Raw genomic sequence first — 20,621 nt, 5'->3', positions numbered from 1 at the left:
GCCCCCCCCACCCCACACCCGGACCCCACACCCCCACACACCGCCGGGGGGCGCCGCCCCGCGGGGGGGCCCCCCCCCCCGCGTCTCTGTGCGGTGACGCGATCCTGCGGTGGTGCTCCGACGCGGTGAGCGTCAGGCGCCGAGGATCTCGCGTGCCAGCTTGGCGGTCTCGGTCGGCGTCTTGCCGACCTTGACGCCGGCGGCCTCGAGGGCCTCCTTCTTCGCCTGCGCGGTGCCGGAGGAGCCGGAGACGATGGCGCCCGCGTGGCCCATGGTCTTGCCCTCGGGGGCGGTGAAGCCCGCGACATAACCGACGACCGGCTTGGTGACGTTCTTCGCGATGAAGTCCGCCGCGCGCTCCTCGGCGTCGCCGCCGATCTCGCCGATCATGACGATCAGGTCGGTCTCGGGGTCGGCCTCGAACGCCGCGAGGGCGTCGATGTGCGTCGTACCGATGACCGGGTCGCCACCGATGCCGACGGCGGACGAGAAGCCGATGTCACGGAGCTCGTACATCATCTGGTAGGTCAGCGTGCCGGACTTCGACACGAGACCGATGCGGCCGGGCTTGGTGATGTCGCCCGGGATGATGCCGGCGTTGGACTGGCCGGGGGTGATGAGACCCGGGCAGTTCGGGCCGATGATCCGGGTCTTGTTGCCCTTCGCGCCGGCGTACGCCCAGAAGGCGGCCGAGTCGTGGACGGCGATGCCCTCGGTGATCACGACGGCGAGGGGGATCTCGGCGTCGATCGCCTCGACGACGGCGGCCTTCGAGAAGGCCGGCGGCACGAAGAGGACGGACACGTTCGCGCCGGTCTTCTCCATCGCCTCGGCGACGGAGCCGAAGACCGGTACCTCGGTGCCGTCGAAGTCGACGGTCGTGCCGGCCTTGCGCGGGTTCACGCCGCCGACGATGTTGGTGCCGTCGGCGAGCATGAGCTTGGTGTGCTTCATGCCCGTCGCGCCGGTCATCCCCTGGACGATGACCTTGCTGTCCTTGGTGAGGAAGATAGCCATGGTGGTCTGAGTCCCTCTTCCTTACTTCGCAGCCGCGGCGAGCTCGGCGGCCTTGTCGGCCGCGCCGTCCATGGTGTCCACGCGCTGGACCAGCGGGTGGTTGGCGTCGGAAAGGATCTTGCGACCCAGCTCCGCGTTGTTGCCGTCAAGACGCACGACGAGCGGCTTGGTGACCGCTTCGCCCTTGGACTTGAGCAGCTCGAGCGCCTGGACGATGCCGTTGGCGACCTCGTCGCAGGCGGTGATGCCGCCGAAGACGTTGACGAACACGGACTTGACGTCCGGGTCGCCGAGGATGATCTCCAGGCCGTTCGCCATGACCTCTGCGGAGGCGCCGCCACCGATGTCGAGGAAGTTGGCGGGCTTCACGTTGCCGTGGTTCTCACCGGCGTACGCGACGACGTCCAGGGTCGACATGACCAGACCGGCACCGTTACCGATGATGCCGACCTCGCCGTCGAGCTTGACGTAGTTGAGGTTCTTGGCCTTGGCGGCAGCCTCGAGCGGGTTGGCTGCGGCCTTGTCCTCGAGCGCCTCGTGCCCGGGCTGACGGAAGTCGGCGTTCTCGTCGAGAGACACCTTTCCGTCGAGCGCCAGGATGCGGCCGTCCTTGGTCTTCACCAGCGGGTTGACCTCGACGAGGAGGGCGTCCTCGGCGACGAAGGTGTCCCACAGGGTCACCATGGCCTCGGCGACACCCTCGGCCACGTCGGCCGGGAACTTCGCCAGGGCCACGATCTCGCGGGCCTTGACGATGTCGACTCCGTCGACGGCGTTGACCGGGACCTTCGCGAGGGCCTCGGGGGTCTTCTCCGCGACCTCCTCGATGTCCATGCCACCCTGCACCGAGGCCATGGCCAGGAAGGTGCGGTTGGTGCGGTCGAGGAGGTACGAGACGTAGTACTCCGCCTCGATCTCCGGGGAGAGCTCGGCGATCATCACCTTGTGGACCGTGTGGCCCTTGATGTCCATGCCGAGGATGTCGGTCGCCCGGGCGACCGCCTCGTCGGCGTCGGCGGCCAGCTTGACGCCACCGGCCTTGCCGCGGCCACCGACCTTCACCTGCGCCTTGACGACCGACTTGCCGCCCAGCCGCTCGGTCGCCTCGCGGGCTGCCTCAGGCGTCTCGATCACTTCACCGGCCAGCACCGGTACACCGTGCTTGGCGAAGAGGTCCCTCGCCTGGTACTCGAACAGGTCCACGCGCGTCCGTCCCTTATCAAATGGTCTCGCGGTTGGTTTTCTGCTTGGGCGTGCCGCGAGGGGCAACGTGACTGCTCTGTCACCAGGAAGGCGCACACGGTGACCGGATACGCGGCATGTCCATCTCGCAGGTTATCCCCGAGCCCCGCATGACCCTAAATCGCAGATCACACCTGGGCGGTGATTACGGTCACAGATCGCGCTGGTAGCCGGGTCGCAGTGGACAAAACGGCCCCGGGCGGCGGGCGCCACCCCTGGTCCGGACCGTGCGGGGTCCGGACCGTGCGGGAGTCCGCCCGGCACCCCCGGAGCGGGTACGCCGCAGTGGGGACGGAGCGCGCCGGGTTCAGCGACGAGACGGTCGGCGCGGCCGACAACACGGTGGCGGGGACGGAGGCGGGGGGCGACGGCCCTCGCCGGCGCGCCGAAGGACAGACCCGGTGCCGCCGGACCGCCGGGGAACAGCACCATCTGCGCGCACGCGTGCCCGCCACCCCCGCCCCCGGAGGCACCAAGCGGCGGAGCGGTCGCGGGGTCCGGCGGCTGCGGTGGTCACGTGGGGGGCGAGTCCTCCCAGGTGGCGTGGCCCGCGGCATGCGCTCCTCCGCGAACGTCGGGACGACGCCTGCGAGCCGCCCGGGTCACGTCAGCCGTCTGTCATCCCTGGGTCTCCTTGTCCGGTACGGGCAGGGGCCGCCTCTCGATCGCGGCTGCCATCACGTCCGGGAAGAGGTCCGGCGTACAGGCGAAGGCGGGAGCCCCCAGGGCGGAGAGCGCCGCCGCGTGATCACGGTCGTAGGCGGGCGCGCCCTCGTCGGAGAGTGCGAGCAGGGTCACGAACTGCACCCCGGACGCCTTCATCGCGGCGACGCGCTTGAGCATCTCGTTGCGGATACCGCCCTCGTAGAGGTCGCTGATGAGTACGACGACGGTGTCGGCGGGGCGGGTGATCCTGGACTGGCAGTACGCGAGCGCCCGGTTGATGTCGGTGCCGCCGCCGAGCTGGGTACCGAAGAGCACGTCGACGGGGTCGTCCAGCTGGTCGGTGAGGTCGACGACCGCCGTGTCGAAGACGACGAGCCTGGTCTGCAGCGAGCGCATGGAGGCGAGGACGGCGCCGAAGACCGACGCGTACACGACGGAGGCCGCCATCGAGCCCGACTGGTCGATGCAGAGGATGACGTCCTTCTTCACGGACTGCGCGGCCCGCCCGTAGCCGATGAGCCGCTCGGGAACGATCGTGCCGGCCCCGCCCCCGCCGGGGAGGGTGAGGTAGTTCTTGAGGTTGGCCCGGATGGTGCGGTCCCAGTCGATGTCGTGGTGCCGCGGCCGGGTGACCTTCGCGGAACGGTCCAGGGCCCCCGTGAGCGTGGCCCGGGTGCGCGTGGAGAGCTGCTTCTCCAGCTTCTCGACGACCTTGCGCACGACGGCCCTTGCCGTCTCCTTCGTCGTCTCGGGCATGGCCTTGTTGAGAGAGAGCAGGGTGCCGACGAGATGGACATCGGCCTCGACGGCCTCCAGCATCTCCGGCTCCAGCAGCAGCGCGGAGAGGCCGAGGCGGTCGATGGCGTCGCGCTGCATGACCTGGACCACGGATGTGGGGAAGTAGGTGCGGATGTCCCCCAGCCAGCGGGCCACGGACGGGGCGGAGGCCCCGAGTCCGGCGGACCGTCCGCTGCCGCTCCTGCCGCCGGGCCTGCCCCCGCCCTCGTAGAGCGCGGTCAGTGCGCCGTCCATCGCCGCGTCGCGGCCCGTGAGGGCGCATCCGGTGCTTTCGGCGCTGTCCGCACCCAGGACCATGCGCCACCGTCGCAGCCGTTCCTCGTGGCCCGCGGGGGTCTGTGGCGTTGCCGTCGTCGTCAGTGCCACGTCCACCGCGTCCGTGCTGTTTCCCGTCGTCATCCCGTTGCCCCCAGCCGTTCCTCGTGGTCTTCGGGTGTCCTGGCCCGCGTCCCGGAGTCCAGGCCCAGCAGGAGGCGCAGCACCGGCACCACCGCGTCCGCGCGCGCCCCGTCGAGGGCCGGCCCGAATCCGGGCGCCGTGGACTCGCGGCCCGGAACCGCTCCGGTGGCCGGGTCCGTACCGACGGCCGGGCCGCGCCGGACCAGTTCACCCAAGGTGCGCCGCACTCCCGGCTCGTACGCCGAGAAGGTGCGGCGCAGCAGGGGCAGTACATCGGTGAAGGTGTCCGCCGGAACTCCGGTGAGCCAGGAGTCGACCAGGGCGAGCAGCCGCTCGTCGTGGACCAGGAGCATGCCCCCGCCCGCCGCGCCGCCGACGAATCCCTCGATCCATGCGGCGGCGTCGGCGGGAGGCGTGCCGGGCGACAGGGCGAGGCCCATCAGCCGGGCGGCCTCGTCCTGCGCGAGGTGCCCGTCGTCGAGCAGCAGCCGGGCGGCCCGCCCACGGATCACACCGGCGACCGCGTCCCGGGCCGTGAGCCGGTGCAGTACGGCTCTCCAGCGCTCGCGCAGCCCGTCCGCGTTCGCCGGTACGGCGCCGGCGAGCAGGCCGATCGCCGTGTGGACTCCGTCCACCTGGCGGCGCAGGGCGGCGGCCCCGTCCGCGTCGAGTCCGGTGCAGGCGGGCGGCAGTCCGACACAGATCCGCTCCGCGAGCCCGGCCGCGACCTCCCCCAGCGCGGCGGTGTCCGTCGCGCGCACGTCCCCGTAGCGCAGGGTGCGGGCCAGGGCGGGAAGGGCGTCGGCGAGGTGCCCGACATCGGCGTCGAGGGCCGCACGGTCGGCGAGGACGCGCATCACGACGGGGAGCGCGTCCGTCAGTCCCGCGAGCAGGCACCGCTCGGCCAGGGCGGTCACCCCGGCGAGCGCGGTCGCCGCCAGGGCGTCCGCCTCGGCGCGTGCCGTGGCGGCGGTGAGCACGGTGGTGCCCCACACGCCCGCCTCCGCGACCCGCACGTACAGCTCGGGCTCCCAGCGCAGCCGCCAGCTCTCCCGGAAGGTGCCGGTGCTCCCCCGGCCGGCGGCGGGTTCGCCCCAGCCGATGCCGAGGAGGCGCAGCCGGTGCAGGAGCCGGCTGCGTCCCGCGTCGGTCTCCTTGCGGAGGTCGAGGTCCAACTCCCTTTCGGAGGCCTCCGGTTTGAGGCGGAGGGTGCGCTGTTGCCGGTTGAGGTCGCGCTGCAGCGGCACGGCGGGGGCGGTGTCCGGCACTTCGCCAAGGGTCACGCCGACGACCAGGCGGTCCCGGACGAGGGCGAGCGGTACGTCGGAGCCTTCGCACATCACGGCCCGGACGGCGTCGGTGGTCTCGCTCAGTCCCGCGAGCGGCCGGCCCCGCATGGCGGCGAGGGTGTGCGCGAGCCGGACCGCTTCGATGACATGGGCGGAGGACACGAACCGGTCCTCGTCGCGCAGGAGTCCGGCGACCTTGGTCATCCACCGTTCGACCGGGCGGTCCGGGGAGCCGAAGAGGTGCTCGTACCAGCCGGGCGAATCGATCCCTGCCCCGTACCCGCTGTGCCGGGCGAGGCGCTGATGGGTCCAGGGCACCCAGGTCAGTTCGGTCTTGACCTTGGGGAGGCCCTTGAGGAGCGCCCGGTCGGCGGTCTGCGTCGTCCTCGCTTCGAGCGCGGGGACGTGCCAGGCACCGCAGACCACGGCGAAGGCGCCGCCGAACTCCTTGCGGGCGGCGCGGAGCCGGCTGCGCATGTACGCCTCCCGGACCGCGTCCCTGGGATGTCCGCCGTCCCCGTACACCTCGCGCAGGGCCGTCATCGCTTCGCCGAGCGCGGCGAAGGCCGCCGACGGGTCGGCAGGGGCCGCGGCGCCCGGCCCACCGGGGACCCGGTGCTCCACGACGTCCTCCCACCAGCGCTCGGGGTCGTCGTACCCCGCCGTCTCGGCCAGCACCCGGATCGGGTCGACGGGAACGGGCCGGGGCTCGCCGTCGGGCTCGGGACGGCCGTCCCGCTCGCCCTCCTCCGCCATGGCCAGGGAGTGTGCCGCGGGCAGGTCGATGAAGCGGACCGGGACGCCGTGTGCCAGGGCCCAGCGGATCGCGACCCATTCGGGCGAGAACGCGGCGAGCGGCCAGAACGCCGCCCGCCCCGGGTCGTCCACCGCATGGGCGAGCAGGGCGACGGGCGGCCGCATCTGCTCGTCGGCGGCGAGGGGCAGCAGTGCGTCGGCCTCGGGCGGTCCCTCGATGAGCACGGCCTGCGGGCGGGCCGCTTCCAGGGCGGCGAGGACGGCGCGGGCGGACCCCGGGCCGTGGTGCCGCACTCCGAGCAGCAGCGGCCCCGACGGGCGCGCGCCGGTCATACGGAGACCTCACGGCAGGCGCGGTAGAAGTCCTTCCAGCCGTCCCGCTCGCGCACCACGGTCTCCAGATACTCCTGCCAGACGACGCGATCGGCCGCCGGGTCTCGGACGACCGCGCCGAGGATGCCTGCGGCGACGTCACCGGGGCGCAGCACGCCGTCACCGAAGTGGGCGGCGAGGGCCAGACCGTTGGTGACGACGGAGATGGCCTCGGCCGTGGACAGCGTCCCGGAAGGGGACTTGAGCTTGGTGCGGCCGTCGGTGGTGACCCCGTCGCGCAGCTCGCGGAAGACCGTGACCACACGGCGGATCTCCGCGAGCCCGTCGGGCGCGGGCGGCAGGTCGAGCGAGCGCCCGACCTGGTCGACGCGGCGCGAGACGATGTCGACCTCGGCCTCGGGGGTGGCGGGCAGCGGCAGCACCACGGTGTTGAAGCGGCGGCGCAGCGCGCTGGACAGCTCGTTGACCCCGCGGTCGCGGTCGTTGGCCGTGGCGATGACGTTGAAGCCGCGGACGGCCTGGACCTCCTGGCCCAGTTCGGGCAGCGGCAGGGTCTTCTCCGACAGGATCGTGATCAGCGAGTCCTGCACATCGGCGGGGATGCGGGTGAGTTCCTCGATCCGGGCGGTCATGCCCTCGGACATGGCCCGCATCAGCGGGCTGGGCACCAGGGCGTCACGGCTGGGGCCGTGCGCGAGCAGCTGGGCGTAGTTCCATCCGTAGCGGACGGCTTCCTCGGGTGTGCCGGCCGTGCCTTGGACAAGGAGGGTCGAGTCGCCGCTGACGGCTGCCGCGAGGTGCTCGGACACCCAGGTCTTGGCGGTGCCGGGGACACCGAGGAGGAGCAGTGCCCGGTCGGTGGCGAGTGTGGTGACGGCGACTTCCACGAGGCGCCGCGGGCCCACGTACTTGGGTGTGATCACCGTGCCGTCGGGCAGGGTGCCGCCGAGCAGATAGGTGGCGACGGCCCACGGCGACAGGCGCCAACGCTCGGGCCGGGGACGGTCGTCGGCGGCGGCGAGCGCCTTCAGCTCGTCGGCGAAGGCGTCCTCGGCATGCGGGCGCAGGACTTCGGCGCCGATGGCCGCGGTGGTGTCGGACACGGTCATGGATCCCCCTCCGGATCGGTCGGCCTGGTGTGGTCCCCACGGTGCACCATGGCACTGACAATCGGTCTTCCCGCAGGTCAGGTGCAGTTGTCAGTGGCGCGGCCTAACGTCGTTCCCATGCTGCTGACTGACGGGGGAGAACCCTTGGGTGCCGCTGCTCCGGCGGTGCGCCTGACGGTGGAGCAGGTTCTGGCCCTGGCTCCTGACGACGCTTCACGCAAGGCGGGTAACAAGCTGAGTTCGGCCGCTCCGTGGTCGGACACCGGAGAGGATCGCTCGGGCGCGGTGTGGGGACTGTGCCGGGGCAGCGGAAGCAAGCCCTACCGGACGGTGATCGACACCACGGGCCCGGCGTACAAGTGCAGTTGTCCCAGCCGCAAGTTCCCGTGCAAGCACGCGCTGGGCCTGCTGCTGCTCCTCGCGTCCGGCGGATCGGCGCCGCCCGCCGGCGATCCGCCCGGCTGGGCGGACGAGTGGCTGGCGGGCCGTCGCGCCCGTGCCCAAGCCAGGGAAGAGCCTCCGGGCTCCGGTCCGGCCGATCCCGAGGCCGCCCGGCGTCGCGCCGAGCGCCGGGCGGAGCGGATCGGCGGCGGCGCGCAGGAGCTGGAGCAGCGCCTGACCGACCTGCTGCGCGGCGGGCTGGCCTCCGCCGAGCAGTCGGGGTACGGGCTGTGGGAGGAGACGGCCGCCCGCATGGTCGACGCGCAGGCGCCCGGCCTGGCGGGCCGGGTGCGGGAGTTGGGTGCGATTCCGGCCTCCGGGCCGGGCTGGCCGGTACGCCTGCTGGAGGAGTGCGCGCTGCTCCATCTCCTGGACACGGCGTGGCTGAGCATCGACCGGCTGCCGCCGTCGCTGGCGGCGACCGTGCGCACCCGCGTGGGCCTGACAGCCGCCGCGGAGGGGCCGCCGGTCCGTGACCACTGGCTGGTCCTCGCGCAGTACGACACGCCCGAGGGCAAGATCGTCGCGCGTCGTATCTGGCTGCACGGCCGGGAATCGGGCCGCATCGTTCTGCTGCTGTCCTTCGGGGCCGCCGGCCGCTCCCCCGCCCAGGCGCTGCCGGTGGGTGTCACGCTCGACGCCGAGATCACGCCCTACCCGGGGTCCGGACAGCTACGGGCGGAACTGGGCGAGCAGTTCGGTCCGCCCGCGCCCCTCGGGCCGCCGCCCCCGGGCGTCCCGGTCGGCGGGGCGATCGCCGCGTACGGCAGGGCCCTGGGCGACGACCCGTGGCTGGAGTCCTGGCCGGTGACGCTGCGCGATGTCATACCCGTGCCGTCCGCGGACGGCTGGCAGCTGGCGGACGCGGAGGGCGATGCGGCCCTGCCCGTAGCCGCCGCCGCGCTGTCCCGGCCCGCGCTGTGGAAGCTCGTCGCGCTCTCCGGCGGTGGCCCGGTCACCGTCTTCGGGGAGTGCGGCCACCGCGGCTTCGACCCGCTCGCCGCGTGGGCGTCGGAACGCCGGGGCGGCGACACCGCGCCCGCGGATCCGTCGTCACGCGCACGGCCGGACGCCGTCGTCGCCGAGACCGTGCCGCTCATCTGACCCTGGAGGAGGAGCGATGCCTCGCACCACCCCGCCCGTGTCCATCACCACGACCACAGCCCCGCACCCGACCGCGCCCCGGACCGGCCCCTCGGCCTCCGCACCTGCCGGCGGGCCCGTGTCCCCGCCGTGGGAGGAGCTCGTCACCTCGGCGTTGCTCGGCACGGACCGCCGCCCGCCCGGAGGGCCCGGCACCGGCCCGGACGCCGCCGCGGCCGCGCTGCTGGACGCCGCCGCGCTGCATACCGTGCGGCGCCGGGCGGGTCTGCTTCCCGCGCCCGCCGCGCCCCGGCCCGGCCCGGCACCCGCCGACCCGCGTCCGGCGCTGCCGGAGGCCGCCCGGAGCCGGCTGGCACAGTTGCTCGCGGACCGTGCGGCGCCGGGTGGTTCGGGTGGCAGGCGTGGCACGGCGCCCGATCTCACGGAGCTGATCCCGCAGTGGCTCGCCACCGCGAATCTGCACGGTTACCGCGCCCCGGACGCCGCGTTGCCACCCCTGCTGGACGCGGCCCGGGCGCGTACCGATCTGCGGCCCCTTGCCCTGGAGTTCGCCGGGCCGCGCGGGCTGTGGCTGGCGGGGCTGAACCCCGACTGGAAGTTCGCGCTGCGAGGCGCGTCGGGCAGCGCACTGCTGCCCGAGGTGACGGACGGGGAGGCGGTACGCCGCTTGTGGGAGGAGGGCCTCTTCGCCGAACGCATCGCCCTGCTGTCCGCCGTGCGGGCGCATGACGCCGACGCCGCCGCCTCTCTGCTCGCCACCACCTGGTCCACGGAACGGGCCGAGGACCGGCTCATGTTCATCGACTCCCTGCGCACCGGCCTGTCCGGGGACGACGAGGAGTTCCTGGAGCAAGCCCTCACCGACCGCAGCCGCAATGTGCGCGCCACGGCCGCCGAGCTGCTGTCCGCACTCCCCGGATCGGCGCTGGCCCACCGGATGGCGTCGCGCGCGCTGTCCTGCGTCAGCCCTGGCCTCACCGGCACCGGGCCGTCCGTGGCCGTGGAGGCCCCGCACGAATGCGATGCGGCGATGCAGCGCGACGGAGTGGTGGCGCTCCCGCCGTCGGGTCGGGGCGAACGCTCTTGGTGGCTGGGCCAGTTGGTGGAGTCGTCGCCGCTGTCCGTCTGGCCGGTGCGGTTCGGCGGCCGGAGTGCGCAGGAGATCGTCGCTCTGCCGGTGGCCGACGGCTGGGGCGAGGAACTGCACGCGGCCTGGTGCCGGGCGGCGGTGCGACAGCGCGATCCGGAGTGGGCGCGGGCGCTGCTGGGTGCCCCCTCCACACCTCCGTCGAACGGCCCGGGGACGGCGTCGCTCGCCGAGCGGTCGAAGCTCCTGGCCGTGCTGCCCGCCGCCGAACGGGCCGACTGGGTGGCCGGGTTCATCGCGGCCCACGGCCTGTCGGAGGCATTCCAGCTGCTGGGGGTCTGCCCGACGCCATGGGCGGAGCCGCTGGGGCGTTCCGTGGTGGACGCCCTCGACATCGCCCGGGACGCGGGCAGCTACCCCTGGAGCTTCAGCGGGGTGATGGGCCTCGCCGAGCGCTGCCTGAACCCGGCCGAGGCGGACCGGCTGGAGGTCCTCACCACGACACCCGACGAGCCCGCGGACGCCTCACCGGGTGCGAACGGCTACTGGTCGGAGGCGTTCCAGCGGCTGGTCTCCACGTTGCGGCTGCGCGCGGCGATGGACAGGGAGCTGATACCGGTCCGCTGAGGCGGAGGGCAGAGGACAGCAGGCGGCAGGCACGGGCACGGGCACCGGTGTGCGGGGCCCGGGACGACACCGCACCGGACACGGATCCCGGACCGCGGACCCCGGCCTCGGGCCCCGCAACGCGACCTCGAACCTCCGGCCCCGAGACGTCCGGCGCCGAAGCCTCCGGCGCCGGGTTCGTGGGCCCCAGGCCCCGGCTCACGAACCCCGGACCCCGAACCCGGGACCGCGGACCCCAGGCCCCAGGCCCAAGGTCCGACCAGGCTTCGGGCTCAGGCTTCCGCAGGCTGGCGGACGTTCGCGTTGACCCAGTCGACGATCGCGACCGTCGTCGCGCCCGGCGTGAAGATCTCCGCGACGCCCTGCTCCTTCAGCGGTGCGATGTCCGCCTCCGGGATGATGCCGCCGCCGAAGACCTTGATGTCGGCCGCGTCGCGCTCCTTCAGCAGCTCGATCACCCTCGCGAAGAGCGTGTTGTGCGCACCGGAGAGGATCGAGAGGCCGATGGCGTCGGCGTCCTCCTGGATCGCGGTGTCCACGATCTGCTCGGGCGTCTGGTGGAGCCCCGTGTAGATGACCTCCATACCGGCGTCGCGCAGCGCCCGCGCGATCACCTTGGCCCCGCGGTCATGGCCGTCGAGGCCCGGCTTGGCCACCACCACACGGATCGGACCGGTCACACCCATCACTGCCTCCACATGCGTCTCCCGTGCCTGAAGGCCAGGGAATGTGAACGAACGTTATCCACAGCATCCCGCAAGCCGCCGTTTCGCGGTGCGCGGGGAGGGGGAAATCACACGTGGGACATGTTCACCGGGCACCGCTCCCGCAGCACACGGCAGTCCTGCCGTGCGGGGCCGGCCGCCAGGGGAGCCGCGACGAGGTCGCCGTACCACCGCGCCGTCAGCCGCACGGCACGGTGGTGCGGCTCACCGCCTGCCCGGCCGCCGGTCGCCCAAGGTGATCCGGCGGACGGGCAGGCGGTGAGTCCCGGACGGCGACCGGCCGGCCCGGACCTCCGGCATGGCGCCCCACGAGGGCAGACGGGCAGCGAGCCGCTCCTTCCCGGTTGCCGGAGCAGGAGGTCGACCATGCAGACCCCGCAGACCCTGGCTTTCCTTCCTCTGCTGCTGCGCCGGCTGTGCGTGGGCACCACCTGGCTGCCGTCCGTACGCCTGCCCTCCGCACGGCTGCCGTCCGCCCTGCTGTCCACGGCCCTGCTGAGGGCGACCGCGCTCGAACTGGTGGTGCTCGCGGGACACGCGCTCCTGTATCCCACCGGCATCACCGGCGAGCGGCGCACGACGCCCGGATCCGCGACGGGCACGGCGGCCGGCGCGCCAGGACGCACCGGCCGGACCTCCGAGCCCGCAACCGCCCCCGCCGGAACCACCGCCCTGCCCACCGGGCACCCCGAGCGGCCGCCCGTCGTGCTCCTGCACGGCTTCATCGACAACCGTTCCGTCTTCGTCCTGCTGCGCCGCTCACTGGCCCGGCACGGCTGGCGCCACCTGGAGTCACTCAATTACTCCCCGCTGACCTGCGACATCCGTACGGCCGCGGAACTGCTCGACCGGCACATTGAGGAGATCTGCGCCCGCACCGGCCACCGCGAGGTCGACATCGTCGGGCACAGCCTCGGCGGCCTGATAGCGCGCTACTACGTCCAGCGACTGGGCGGTGACCGGCGGGTCCGTACCCTCGTCACCCTCGGCACACCGCACGGCGGCACCGCCGTCGCCCCGCTGGCCGGTGCCCATCCCATCGTGCGCCAGATGCGCAGCGGCTCGGCCCCGATCGAGGAGCTGCGGCTCCCCGCGCCCGGTTGCCGCACCCGATTCGTCAGCTTCTGGAGCGAGCTGGACCAGGTGATCGTTCCGGTCGAGGCGGCCTGCATCGACCACCCGGACCTGGACGTGGTCAACGTGCGCGTCAGCGGGGTCGGTCATCTCGCCCTGCCCGTGCACCCCGCCGTGGCCGCCGGCGTCCGCCAGGCGCTCGATGCGCACACTCCGGCCCAGGGGCCCGCCGGCACCGCCTCCGTGGCCTGAATCTGCCGGAATCCGGCGGTCCCCACCCCGTACGTCAACGCCTCACCCGACCCACAAATAGAACGCATCTCGAACATAGAGCCAAGGCTGTGTGAGCAGCCCGCCGAAAGGCGGCCGATTGCCCGTTTCCTGAGCGCACACCGGCCGTCGAAGATTGTCGGCGTCGCATACCGCCGGGTACAGTCGCGGCCACTGCTTTGCCCGGAGTCCCCCACCGGATCCCGGGCACACTGGTCCTGCTGCCGAGGCGAGAGAGAAGTTGGTGAACGACCAGCACCCCCACGCCGGGTACGCCGGATACGACGGCCAGTCCACGGCCGGCTTCGACAGCGACCCGCTGTTCGGCTCCCTCCCCGGCAGTTACGACGGCTCGTACGACACCACGACGGGCTACGACACGACGTACGGCGGCAATCAGGCCGGTCACAGCGGCACGTACGACGCCTCCCAGTGGGACACGGGCGCGCACCCCACGGCCGAGTACGGCCGGTCCGCCGATTACACGGGCTACACCGCTCAGCCCCAGCAGCACCCGTACGACACCGGCGCGCAGTACGACACCGGCGCGACCTGGATCCCGGCGGACGGCGGCTACGGCCACACCGTCCCGGCCCAGCACGGCGCCCCGGACACCTCCGGACAGTGGGACACCACCGCCTGGCACCAGAACGGACAGTGGGCCGACCCCGCCACCACGGGTTACGACACCGGCGCCTACGACGCCACCGCCTGGAACACCGGCGCCACGCCCGAGCACGAACAGCAAACAGCGCACACCACGCCGGTTGCGAACGGAGCCGAACAAACGGCCCAGTATGCGTACGCGACCGACGAGGCGTACGAACAGCAGGCCTCCCACGAGACGCCGTACGAGCAGCAGGCCTCCTTCGACCCGTACGATCCGTACGAGCCCTACCGGACCGCCGAGTTCAGCCTCCCGGAGACGGACCTCGACGCAGAGGCCGCCGACGGCACCGGGTCCGAGCCGGACGACCACGCCCGGGACCACGGTTCCGCCGCAGCCACGGACTCCGCTCCGGCCGCCGGCCACCGCCCCGCGGGCCGCCCCGTCACCCGCAGTGGTGGCGGAAGCCGCAGCCGCAGGCGCTCCCCCGCGAAACGCTCCGCGCTCCTCACCGTCGCCGTTCCCTCCGCCTGTGTGATGAGCGTGGCGGGTATCGCCGCAGCCTCCGTGGGCGGAATGGGCGGCGGCGAGGAGAAGAAGGACGAGACCACGGCGATGGCCGCCGCCGACCCCGGCACGGTCAAGCCCGTCGCGGCCAACAACGCGCTGGACACCCAGCTGGCCAACCTCAGTGCCGACGCGGAGAACTTCGCCGATCGCGCCAGCCGCACCCAGGAGCGCATCGACCTGAAGGCGCGGCAGGCCGCCGAGAAGAAGAAGCGCGCGGACGAGGCCGCCCGCAAGGAGGCCCTGCGCCCCAAGTTCGTCATGCCGGTCAAGAACCACATGCTCAGCGCGTACTTCGGCCAGGCGGGCGTCAACTGGATGTCCGTGCACACCGGCATCGACTTCCCCGTCGACTACGGCACTCCGGTGATGGCGGCGACCGACGGCACCGTGCGCACACAGTTCAACACCGCGTACGGGAACATGGCCATCGTCACCGCGCCCGACGGCACCGAGACCTGGTACTGCCACCTCAGCAGCACCCGCATCCGCTCCGGCTCGGTCAAGGCCGGTGACGTCATCGCGCACTCCGGCGACTCGGGCAACTCGACCGGCCCGCACCTGCACTTCGAGGTGCGGCCCGGCGGCGGCGCGGCCATCGACCCGCTGCCCTGGCTCCGCAGCCACAACGTCAACCCGAACTGACCGGCACGGGCGGGCCGGCCGGGTGGGATCACCCCGGCCGGCGCGCCTGTCCGGGCGCTAGATCTTCTCGACCGGGGCGTACCGCAGCAGTAGCTTCTTGGGCCGCTCGTCCCCGAAGTCGACCGTGGCCTTCGCCTGGTCCCCGATGCCCTCGACCGCCGTCACCGTGCCCAGACCGAACTGGTCGTGGGTGACCCGGTCGCCGGCCACCAGCGTGATCGTCGGTTTGTCCGAGGTCCGCCGGGTCGCGAAGCCCGAGGGTCCGGAGCGTGACCGGGACGCGGAGAGCGACGAGGTGATGCCCGACGTAGGTCCGGCCGGGGCCACCATCGGGCCCTTGCGCTTCCACTCCAGGTGCTGGTCCGGGATCTCCTCCAGGAACCGCGACGGCGGGTTGTACGAGGGCTGGCCCCAGGCACTGCGCATGGCCGCCCGGGTGAGGTAGAGCCGCTCACGGGCGCGCGTGATGCCGACGTAGGCCAGCCTGCGCTCCTCCTCCAGCTCCTTGACCTGGCCGAGCGCCCGCATGTGCGGGAAGACGCCGTCCTCCATGCCGGTCAGGAAGACCACCGGGAATTCGAGGCCCTTGGCGGTGTGCAGCGTCATCAGCGTGACGACGCCGGAGCCGTCCTCGTCCTCGTCGGGGATCTGGTCGGCGTCGGCGACGAGTGCGACCTTCTCCAGGAATTCGGCGAGGGTGCCCGCACCCTCCTCCTCCGCCCGCTCCTGCTCGAACTCGAGGGCGACGGAGGCGAGTTCCTGAAGGTTCTCGATCCGGGTCTCGTCCTGCGGGTCGGTGGACGCCTGGAGCTCGGCGAGATAACCGGTCCGCTCCATGACGGCCTCCACCACGACCGCCGGTCCGGCGCCGGACTCCACGATCGTGCGGAGCTCCTCCATCAGCGTGTTGAACCGCTTGACGGCGTTGGCCGAGCGGGCTGCCATGCCGTACGCCTCGTCGACCCGGCGCAGTGCCTGCGGGAAGGAGATCTTCTCGCGCATCGACAGGGCGTCGATCATCGCCTCGGCGCGGTCGCCGATGCCGCGCTTGGGCACGTTCAGGATGCGCCGGAGCGGGACGGTGTCCTCGGGGTTGGAGAGGACCCGGAGGTAGGCCAGGACGTCCCTGACCTCCTTGCGCTCGTAGAAGCGCACGCCGCCGACCACCTTGTAGGGCAGGCCGACGCGGATGAAGATCTCCTCGAAGACACGTGACTGGGCGTTCGTGCGGTAGAAGACGGCGACGTCGCCCGCCTTCGCGTCCCCGGAGTCCGTGAGCCGGTCGATCTCGTCCGCGACGAACTGTGCCTCGTCGTGCTCGGTGTCCGCGACGTATCCGGTGATCCTGGTGCCGGCGCCCGCGTTGGTCCAGAGGTTCTTCGGGCGGCGGCTCTCGTTGCGCTCGATGACCGCGTTGGCCGCGGACAGGATCGTCTGGGTGGAGCGGTAGTTCTGCTCCAGCATGATCGTGGTCGCGTCGGGATAGTCCTCCTCGAACTGGAGGATGTTGCGGATGGTCGCGCCGCGGAAGGCGTAGATCGACTGGTCCGCGTCACCCACGACGCACAGCTCGGCGGGGGCGTCCTCGGGGCCGGCCGGGCCGACCAGCTCCCGTACGAGCGTGTACTGGGCGTGGTTGGTGTCCTGGTACTCGTCGACGAGGACGTGCCGGAAGCGGCGGCGGTAGTGCTCCGCGACGTCGGGGAACGCCTGGAGCAGGTGCACCGTCGTCATGATGATGTCGTCGAAGTCCAGGGCGTTGGCCTCGCGCAGACGGGACTGGTACAGCGCGTAGGCCTGGGCGAGCGTCTTCTCGAAACCGTCCGTGGCCTGTCCGGCGAAGGTCTCCTCGTCGATCAGCTCGTTCTTCAGGTTCGAGACCTTCGCCGTGAACGACTTCGGCGGGAAGCGCTTCGGGTCGAGGTCGAGATCCCGGCACACCAGGGCCATCAGCCTCTTCGAGTCGGCCGCGTCGTAGATCGAGAACGAGGAGGTGAAGCCGAGCCGCTTCGACTCGCGGCGCAGGATCCGTACGCACGCGCTGTGGAAGGTCATGACCCACATGGCGTTGGCCCGCGGACCGACGAGCTGCTCGACGCGCTCCTTCATCTCGCCGGCGGCCTTGTTGGTGAAGGTGATCGCCAGGATCTGGCCCGGGTGCACCCCGCGCTCGGCCAGCAGATGGGCGATGCGGTGGGTCAGCACGCGGGTCTTGCCGGAACCGGCGCCGGCCACGATGAGCAGCGGGGACCCGGCGTGCACGACGGCTGCGCGCTGCTCGGTGTTCAGCCCGTCCAGCAGCGCGGCCGCGTCGATGACCGGGCGGTGGGCCCCGTCGCGGTAGTACGCGTCGCGGGGCGGCGGGGGTCCGTCGAAAACGCCCGCGAAAAGGCCCTCCGGCACCGCTTCGGGTGCGGAGTCCTCGGGGGGCGGCGGGGGCCCTTCCTCCGTGTGCTGGAGGCCGGCCAGGAAACTGTCGTCAAAGAGGCTGCTCATCGCTGTCCGAGTCTAGGCCGCCGCACTGACACTCCGGGGCCGAGTGACGAAGCACGCAGGCACGGACGGGCACACAGAGCGAGCACGCGACCTCGGCGGGTGGAGGGATCCCTGCCCCACCTGCCCCGCCGCGCCCGGATCCGCCGAGGTCACGAAAATGTATCGGGCATATCGAACATCAACCTTCACAGCGACACCATGAGTTGGCTAGCGTGCTCGTTCGGGCGGCCCGTACCCCCAGAGGCGATCCACGCCGAACGGGCGTCCACGCCGAATCCGGGCTGCCCGTGCAGGAGTCCGGAACCGGGGACCCACACGCATCACCGGGGTGAATCGGTCCGCATCCTCCACCAGGACCGTAGGGCAGCCTTCCGTTCCGCCCGAACCCGACAGCTAACCCGGTAGGCGGTCCACGGAAGGAGATGCCGGCCTTGGCGTCGCATCGCAAACCGCGCACCCGTGTGCGCAATTCCGGCCCGGCGGTCGGGCTCACGACGGCCGCGCTGGCGTCGGTGACCCTGCTGTCCACGCAGAGCGCACTGGCGGCCCCGGCCCCCAAGCCCAGCATCGAGGACGTGCAGAAGAAGGTCGACGACCTCTACCGGCAGGCCGGTACCGCGACCCAGCAGTACAACCAGGCGAAGGAGGCGACGGCCAAGCAGCGCTCCAGGGTGGACACGCTGCTGGACGACGTCGCCCGGCGCACCGAGAAGCTGAACGAGGCCCGCAGGACCCTCGGCACGTACGCCGCCGCCCAGTACCGCGGCGGCACCCTCGCCCCGACGGCCACCTTCTTCCTGGCCGACGACCCGCAGTCGTTCTTCGACCAGAACCACCTCATGGACCGGATGACCGAGCGCCAGCAGCGCGCCGTCTCGGACTTCCGTACGCAGCAGGCGAAGGCGTCGGAACAGCGGGCCGAGGCCGTGGTGAGCCTGGAGACGCTCACCGAGTCGCAGGCGACGCTGCGCACGAGCAAGCAGAGCGTCCAGACGAAGCTGTCCGAGGCCCGTGGTCTGCTGTCGAAGCTGACCGCCGAGGAGAAGGCGCGGCTGGCCGAGCTGGAGCGGAAGAAGGAGGCGGAGGCCAAGCGCAAGGCGGCGGAACTGGCGAAGAAGCAGGCCGCCGCGAAGGCCGAGGCCGAGCGCAAGGCCGAGGAGGCCGCCGAGGAGGCCGGCAGCGGTACGGGGGCGGACACCGGTACCGGTTCAGGGTCGGGTGCGGACGCCGAGGCCTCGACCAAGGCCGAGAAGGTCATGGCGTTCGCCAGGGCGCAGCTCGGCAAGCCGTACGTCTGGGGAGCGACCGGCCCGGCCTCGTACGACTGCTCGGGGCTCACCCAGGCGGCCTGGAAGGCGGCCGGCGTCGACATACCGCGGACCACCTGGGACCAGGTGAACGTCGGCACCCGGATCGCCACGGCCGATCTGCAACCCGGTGACCTGGTGTTCTTCTACGACGACATCAGCCACGTCGGCATCTACAAGGGCGACGGCATGATGATCCACGCGCCGAAGCCGGGGGCGGACGTGCGCGAGGAGTCGATCTACTACATGCCGATCTACGGGAGCGTGCGGCCGGCCTGACCCGCCTCCTCACCTCCGAGGGGCCGGGCACGGGACGGCCATTCCCTCGTTGCCGCCGGGTGCGCCTTCGTCGCGTGTCGCCTTCCTGGCGCGCGGAAGGGGCTCCGGCCGGCAGGTGACCGGCCGGTGCGCGGAAACCGTCCTGGCGCCGGGCCTTGCCCCTGACCCATGGGGCAGGGCTTAGCGTCCGGCCATGAACACGACGCATCGTCTCGTACGCCTGGTCCGCCGCCCCGACGGACTGCCGGCCCCCGGGGACTTCACCCTGGCAGCGGCTCCCGTTCCCCGCCCCGAGGGCGGCCAGGTGCTCGTCCGCAACACCCACTTCCTCGTCTTCCCGGGCCTGCGCACCCTCATCGGGGGTGAGACGGGCGATGTCCCGCTGCCGCCCCTGCACCCCGGCGAGCCCCTGTTCGGCCCCGCGATCGGTGAGGTGGTCGACGGGCCGCTGGAGAAGGGCCGGCTGGTGCTGCACCTTCAGGGCTGGCGGGAGTACGCGGCGCCTGCCGTCGCCGAGTGCCGGCTGCTGGACGGCACCCTGCCCGACCCCGTGGCGCATCTCGCCCAGGGCTCCTCGGCCTACGGCGCACTGACCCGGCTGGCCGGGGTCCGGGAGGGCGACACCGTGTTCGTGACCGGCGCCGCGGGCGCCGTGGGCACCATGGCGGGCCAGATCGCCCGGCTGCTGGGTGCCGCACGGGTGATCGGCAGCACCGGTTCCCCGGACAAGGCCCGGCGGCTGGAGCGGGAACTCGGCTACGACGCCACCGTGCTGCGCGGGGCGGCCCCGATCGGCGAGCAGCTCGCCGAGGCGGCACCGGACGGGATCGACGTCGTCCTGGACACCGTGGGCGGCGAACAGTTGACGGCCGCCGTACGCGCGGCGAACCGGGGGGCCCGGTTCGCCCTGGTGGGCGCGTTGGACGGTCAGCTGTCCCCGGACCGGGCCGGGGGGAGCGCGCCGGCCGTGCTCGACACCTACCGCTTGCTGACCCGCGGCATCACCATCTCCGGCTACAGCGGCGTGGACCACCCGGACGTCGAGGCGGAATGGGAGGCACGTCTGGGGGACTGGCTGCGGGCGGGGGACATCCGGTTCCCGTACACCCCGGTCCGGGGAATGGAGCACGCCCCGGGGGCGTTGCCCGGACTGATCTCGGGCCGCTCCTTCGGAGCGACCATCGTGGAGTTGTAGGACAAGGCGGAGCGGGCATGCGGATCGGCGAGGCAGCGGCGGCAGCCGGAACCACACCCCGCGCGCTGCGCCTGTACGAAGCCCGCGGCCTGCTGGGAGCGCCGCCACGCACCTCATCCGGTCAGCGTGAGTACGGCTCCGCCGAGGTGGCCCGCGTCCGTGTCATTCGCGGCCTTCTGGCCCTGGGCCTCACGCTGGAGGACATCCGCCGCCGCGCCCACCGCCTCGACCTCCTCGTCCAGGACCGGCCCGCGGCATCGTGTTCCGGCGGCGACGGCGGGTTCAGTGACGTCCTGGCCGAGCGGCTGACGACCCTGGACGCGGAGATCGCACGCCTCACACAGCTGCGGCAGGGCCTTGCCGCAGCCGCAGGGGCGACGTCCTGCGCGCCGCCCCCCGCACCCGGTTCCGGCGTACCCGCACCCGAGCCGGAGCGCTGATCCGGCAGGGGCGGCCCCGGGTCGCGGAGACGCCGCTGCCCGGACCCTCCGCGGGTCCGGGCCCCCGCGGGACCGAACCCCCGGGTGGGCGGGCACGGGCACCGGGGGGGGAGGTAAAATTTTTAGATGGCCACGACCCCCACCCCCC

The 20,621-nt window shown here is 72.5% G+C and carries 14 protein-coding genes and 1 riboswitch; of the genes, 7 read left to right on the top strand and 7 right to left on the bottom strand.

Translation table 11 applies throughout. The features are described from left to right. Positions 1-132: 132 nt before the first annotated feature. The 5 genes from sucD to ABZ434_RS34650 form a co-directional block, all read right to left on the bottom strand. Positions 133-1,017 (bottom strand): succinate--CoA ligase subunit alpha, encoded by an 885-nt coding sequence (sucD, locus tag ABZ434_RS34670; RefSeq protein WP_007450902.1) that lies wholly within the window; start codon positions 1,015-1,017, stop codon positions 133-135. 21 nt (positions 1,018-1,038) lie between these two features. Further along, positions 1,039-2,220: an ADP-forming succinate--CoA ligase subunit beta gene (gene sucC / locus ABZ434_RS34665; RefSeq protein ID WP_359145606.1), complete on the bottom strand. Its 1,182-nt coding sequence runs from the start codon at positions 2,218-2,220 to the stop codon at positions 1,039-1,041. Positions 2,221-2,877: 657 nt separating this feature from the next. Further along, positions 2,878-4,020 carry a VWA domain-containing protein gene (locus ABZ434_RS34660; protein ID WP_359145609.1) on the bottom strand — a complete coding sequence of 381 codons (1,143 nt, stop codon included), beginning with the start codon at positions 4,018-4,020 and terminating at the stop codon, positions 2,878-2,880. 98 nt (positions 4,021-4,118) lie between these two features. Continuing rightward, complete coding sequence (locus ABZ434_RS34655) at positions 4,119-6,500, bottom strand: DUF5682 family protein (RefSeq protein WP_359145603.1); 2,382 nt, start codon at positions 6,498-6,500, stop codon at positions 4,119-4,121. After that, a complete protein-coding gene (locus ABZ434_RS34650) occupies positions 6,497-7,609 on the bottom strand; it encodes an AAA family ATPase (RefSeq protein ID WP_359145600.1) in 1,113 nt (370 codons plus the stop codon). The genes ABZ434_RS34655 and ABZ434_RS34650 overlap by 4 nt, the downstream gene beginning before the upstream one ends. Positions 7,610-7,726: 117 nt before the next feature. Here ABZ434_RS34650 and ABZ434_RS34645 point away from each other — a divergent pair, with 117 nt between their 5' ends. Continuing rightward, the gene (locus ABZ434_RS34645; protein ID WP_359145597.1) at positions 7,727-9,154 is read left to right on the top strand and encodes an SWIM zinc finger family protein; all 1,428 of its coding nucleotides are present in this window, start codon (positions 7,727-7,729) and stop codon (positions 9,152-9,154) included. A 16-nt stretch (positions 9,155-9,170) separates the two neighbouring features. Then, the gene (locus tag ABZ434_RS34640; protein ID WP_359145594.1) at positions 9,171-10,868 is read left to right on the top strand and encodes a DUF5691 domain-containing protein; all 1,698 of its coding nucleotides are present in this window, start codon (positions 9,171-9,173) and stop codon (positions 10,866-10,868) included. Positions 10,869-11,140: 272 nt separating this feature from the next. Here ABZ434_RS34640 and ABZ434_RS34635 read toward each other — a convergent pair whose 3' ends face one another. Beyond that, positions 11,141-11,554: a cobalamin B12-binding domain-containing protein gene (locus ABZ434_RS34635; RefSeq protein ID WP_359145591.1), complete on the bottom strand. Its 414-nt coding sequence runs from the start codon at positions 11,552-11,554 to the stop codon at positions 11,141-11,143. Positions 11,555-11,959: 405 nt separating this feature from the next. Between ABZ434_RS34635 and ABZ434_RS34630 the strand changes: the two genes are divergently transcribed. Next, positions 11,960-12,919, top strand: coding sequence for an alpha/beta fold hydrolase (locus ABZ434_RS34630; RefSeq protein WP_359145588.1), 960 nt, complete (start codon positions 11,960-11,962; stop codon positions 12,917-12,919). Between the two features lie 262 nt (positions 12,920-13,181). Further along, positions 13,182-14,756 (top strand): M23 family metallopeptidase, encoded by a 1,575-nt coding sequence (locus ABZ434_RS34625; protein ID WP_359145585.1) that lies wholly within the window; start codon positions 13,182-13,184, stop codon positions 14,754-14,756. Between the two features lie 57 nt (positions 14,757-14,813). On the opposite strand, the gene pcrA is transcribed toward ABZ434_RS34625, so the two are convergent. Beyond that, positions 14,814-17,252 carry a DNA helicase PcrA gene (pcrA, locus tag ABZ434_RS34620; RefSeq protein WP_359145582.1) on the bottom strand — a complete coding sequence of 813 codons (2,439 nt, stop codon included), beginning with the start codon at positions 17,250-17,252 and terminating at the stop codon, positions 14,814-14,816. Between the two features lie 258 nt (positions 17,253-17,510). Then, a riboswitch (cyclic di-AMP (ydaO/yuaA leader) is annotated at positions 17,511-17,676 on the top strand. Between pcrA and ABZ434_RS34615 the strand changes: the two genes are divergently transcribed. From ABZ434_RS34615 to ABZ434_RS34605, 3 genes are all read left to right on the top strand, one after another. Beyond that, positions 17,675-18,838 (top strand): NlpC/P60 family protein, encoded by a 1,164-nt coding sequence (locus ABZ434_RS34615; protein ID WP_359145580.1) that lies wholly within the window; start codon positions 17,675-17,677, stop codon positions 18,836-18,838. Its footprint overlaps the riboswitch before it by 2 nt. 193 nt (positions 18,839-19,031) lie before the next feature. Next, a complete protein-coding gene (locus ABZ434_RS34610; RefSeq protein ID WP_359145577.1) occupies positions 19,032-20,033 on the top strand; it encodes an NADP-dependent oxidoreductase in 1,002 nt (333 codons plus the stop codon). Between the two features lie 17 nt (positions 20,034-20,050). Continuing rightward, positions 20,051-20,473: a MerR family transcriptional regulator gene (locus tag ABZ434_RS34605; protein WP_359145575.1), complete on the top strand. Its 423-nt coding sequence runs from the start codon at positions 20,051-20,053 to the stop codon at positions 20,471-20,473. Positions 20,474-20,621 lie beyond the last annotated feature (148 nt).

The sequence above is a fragment of the Streptomyces sp. NPDC005761 genome (assembly GCF_040630635.1).
GTDB lineage: Bacteria > Actinomycetota > Actinomycetes > Streptomycetales > Streptomycetaceae > Streptomyces.
The sequence above is the reverse complement of the archived record's forward strand: the minus strand, read 5'-3'. Positions and strand labels throughout refer to the sequence as shown.

Excerpts from the sequence above, each read along its gene's own strand:
- ABZ434_RS34630 (WP_359145588.1), top strand. The coding sequence starts at position 11,960 with ATGCAGACCCCGCAGACCCTGGCTTTCCTTCCTCTGCTGCTGCGCCGG.
- ABZ434_RS34650 (WP_359145600.1), bottom strand. The coding sequence starts at position 7,609 with ATGACCGTGTCCGACACCACCGCGGCCATCGGCGCCGAAGTCCTGCGC.
- ABZ434_RS34655 (WP_359145603.1), bottom strand. The coding sequence starts at position 6,500 with ATGACCGGCGCGCGCCCGTCGGGGCCGCTGCTGCTCGGAGTGCGGCAC.
- ABZ434_RS34640 (WP_359145594.1), top strand. The coding sequence starts at position 9,171 with ATGCCTCGCACCACCCCGCCCGTGTCCATCACCACGACCACAGCCCCG.
- ABZ434_RS34645 (WP_359145597.1), top strand. The coding sequence starts at position 7,727 with ATGCTGCTGACTGACGGGGGAGAACCCTTGGGTGCCGCTGCTCCGGCG.
- ABZ434_RS34605 (WP_359145575.1), top strand. The coding sequence starts at position 20,051 with ATGCGGATCGGCGAGGCAGCGGCGGCAGCCGGAACCACACCCCGCGCG.
- ABZ434_RS34660 (WP_359145609.1), bottom strand. The coding sequence starts at position 4,020 with ATGGTCCTGGGTGCGGACAGCGCCGAAAGCACCGGATGCGCCCTCACG.
- ABZ434_RS34635 (WP_359145591.1), bottom strand. The coding sequence starts at position 11,554 with ATGGGTGTGACCGGTCCGATCCGTGTGGTGGTGGCCAAGCCGGGCCTC.
- ABZ434_RS34610 (WP_359145577.1), top strand. The coding sequence starts at position 19,032 with ATGAACACGACGCATCGTCTCGTACGCCTGGTCCGCCGCCCCGACGGA.
- sucD (WP_007450902.1), bottom strand. The coding sequence starts at position 1,017 with ATGGCTATCTTCCTCACCAAGGACAGCAAGGTCATCGTCCAGGGGATG.
- ABZ434_RS34615 (WP_359145580.1), top strand. The coding sequence starts at position 17,675 with ATGCCGGCCTTGGCGTCGCATCGCAAACCGCGCACCCGTGTGCGCAAT.
- pcrA (WP_359145582.1), bottom strand. The coding sequence starts at position 17,252 with ATGAGCAGCCTCTTTGACGACAGTTTCCTGGCCGGCCTCCAGCACACG.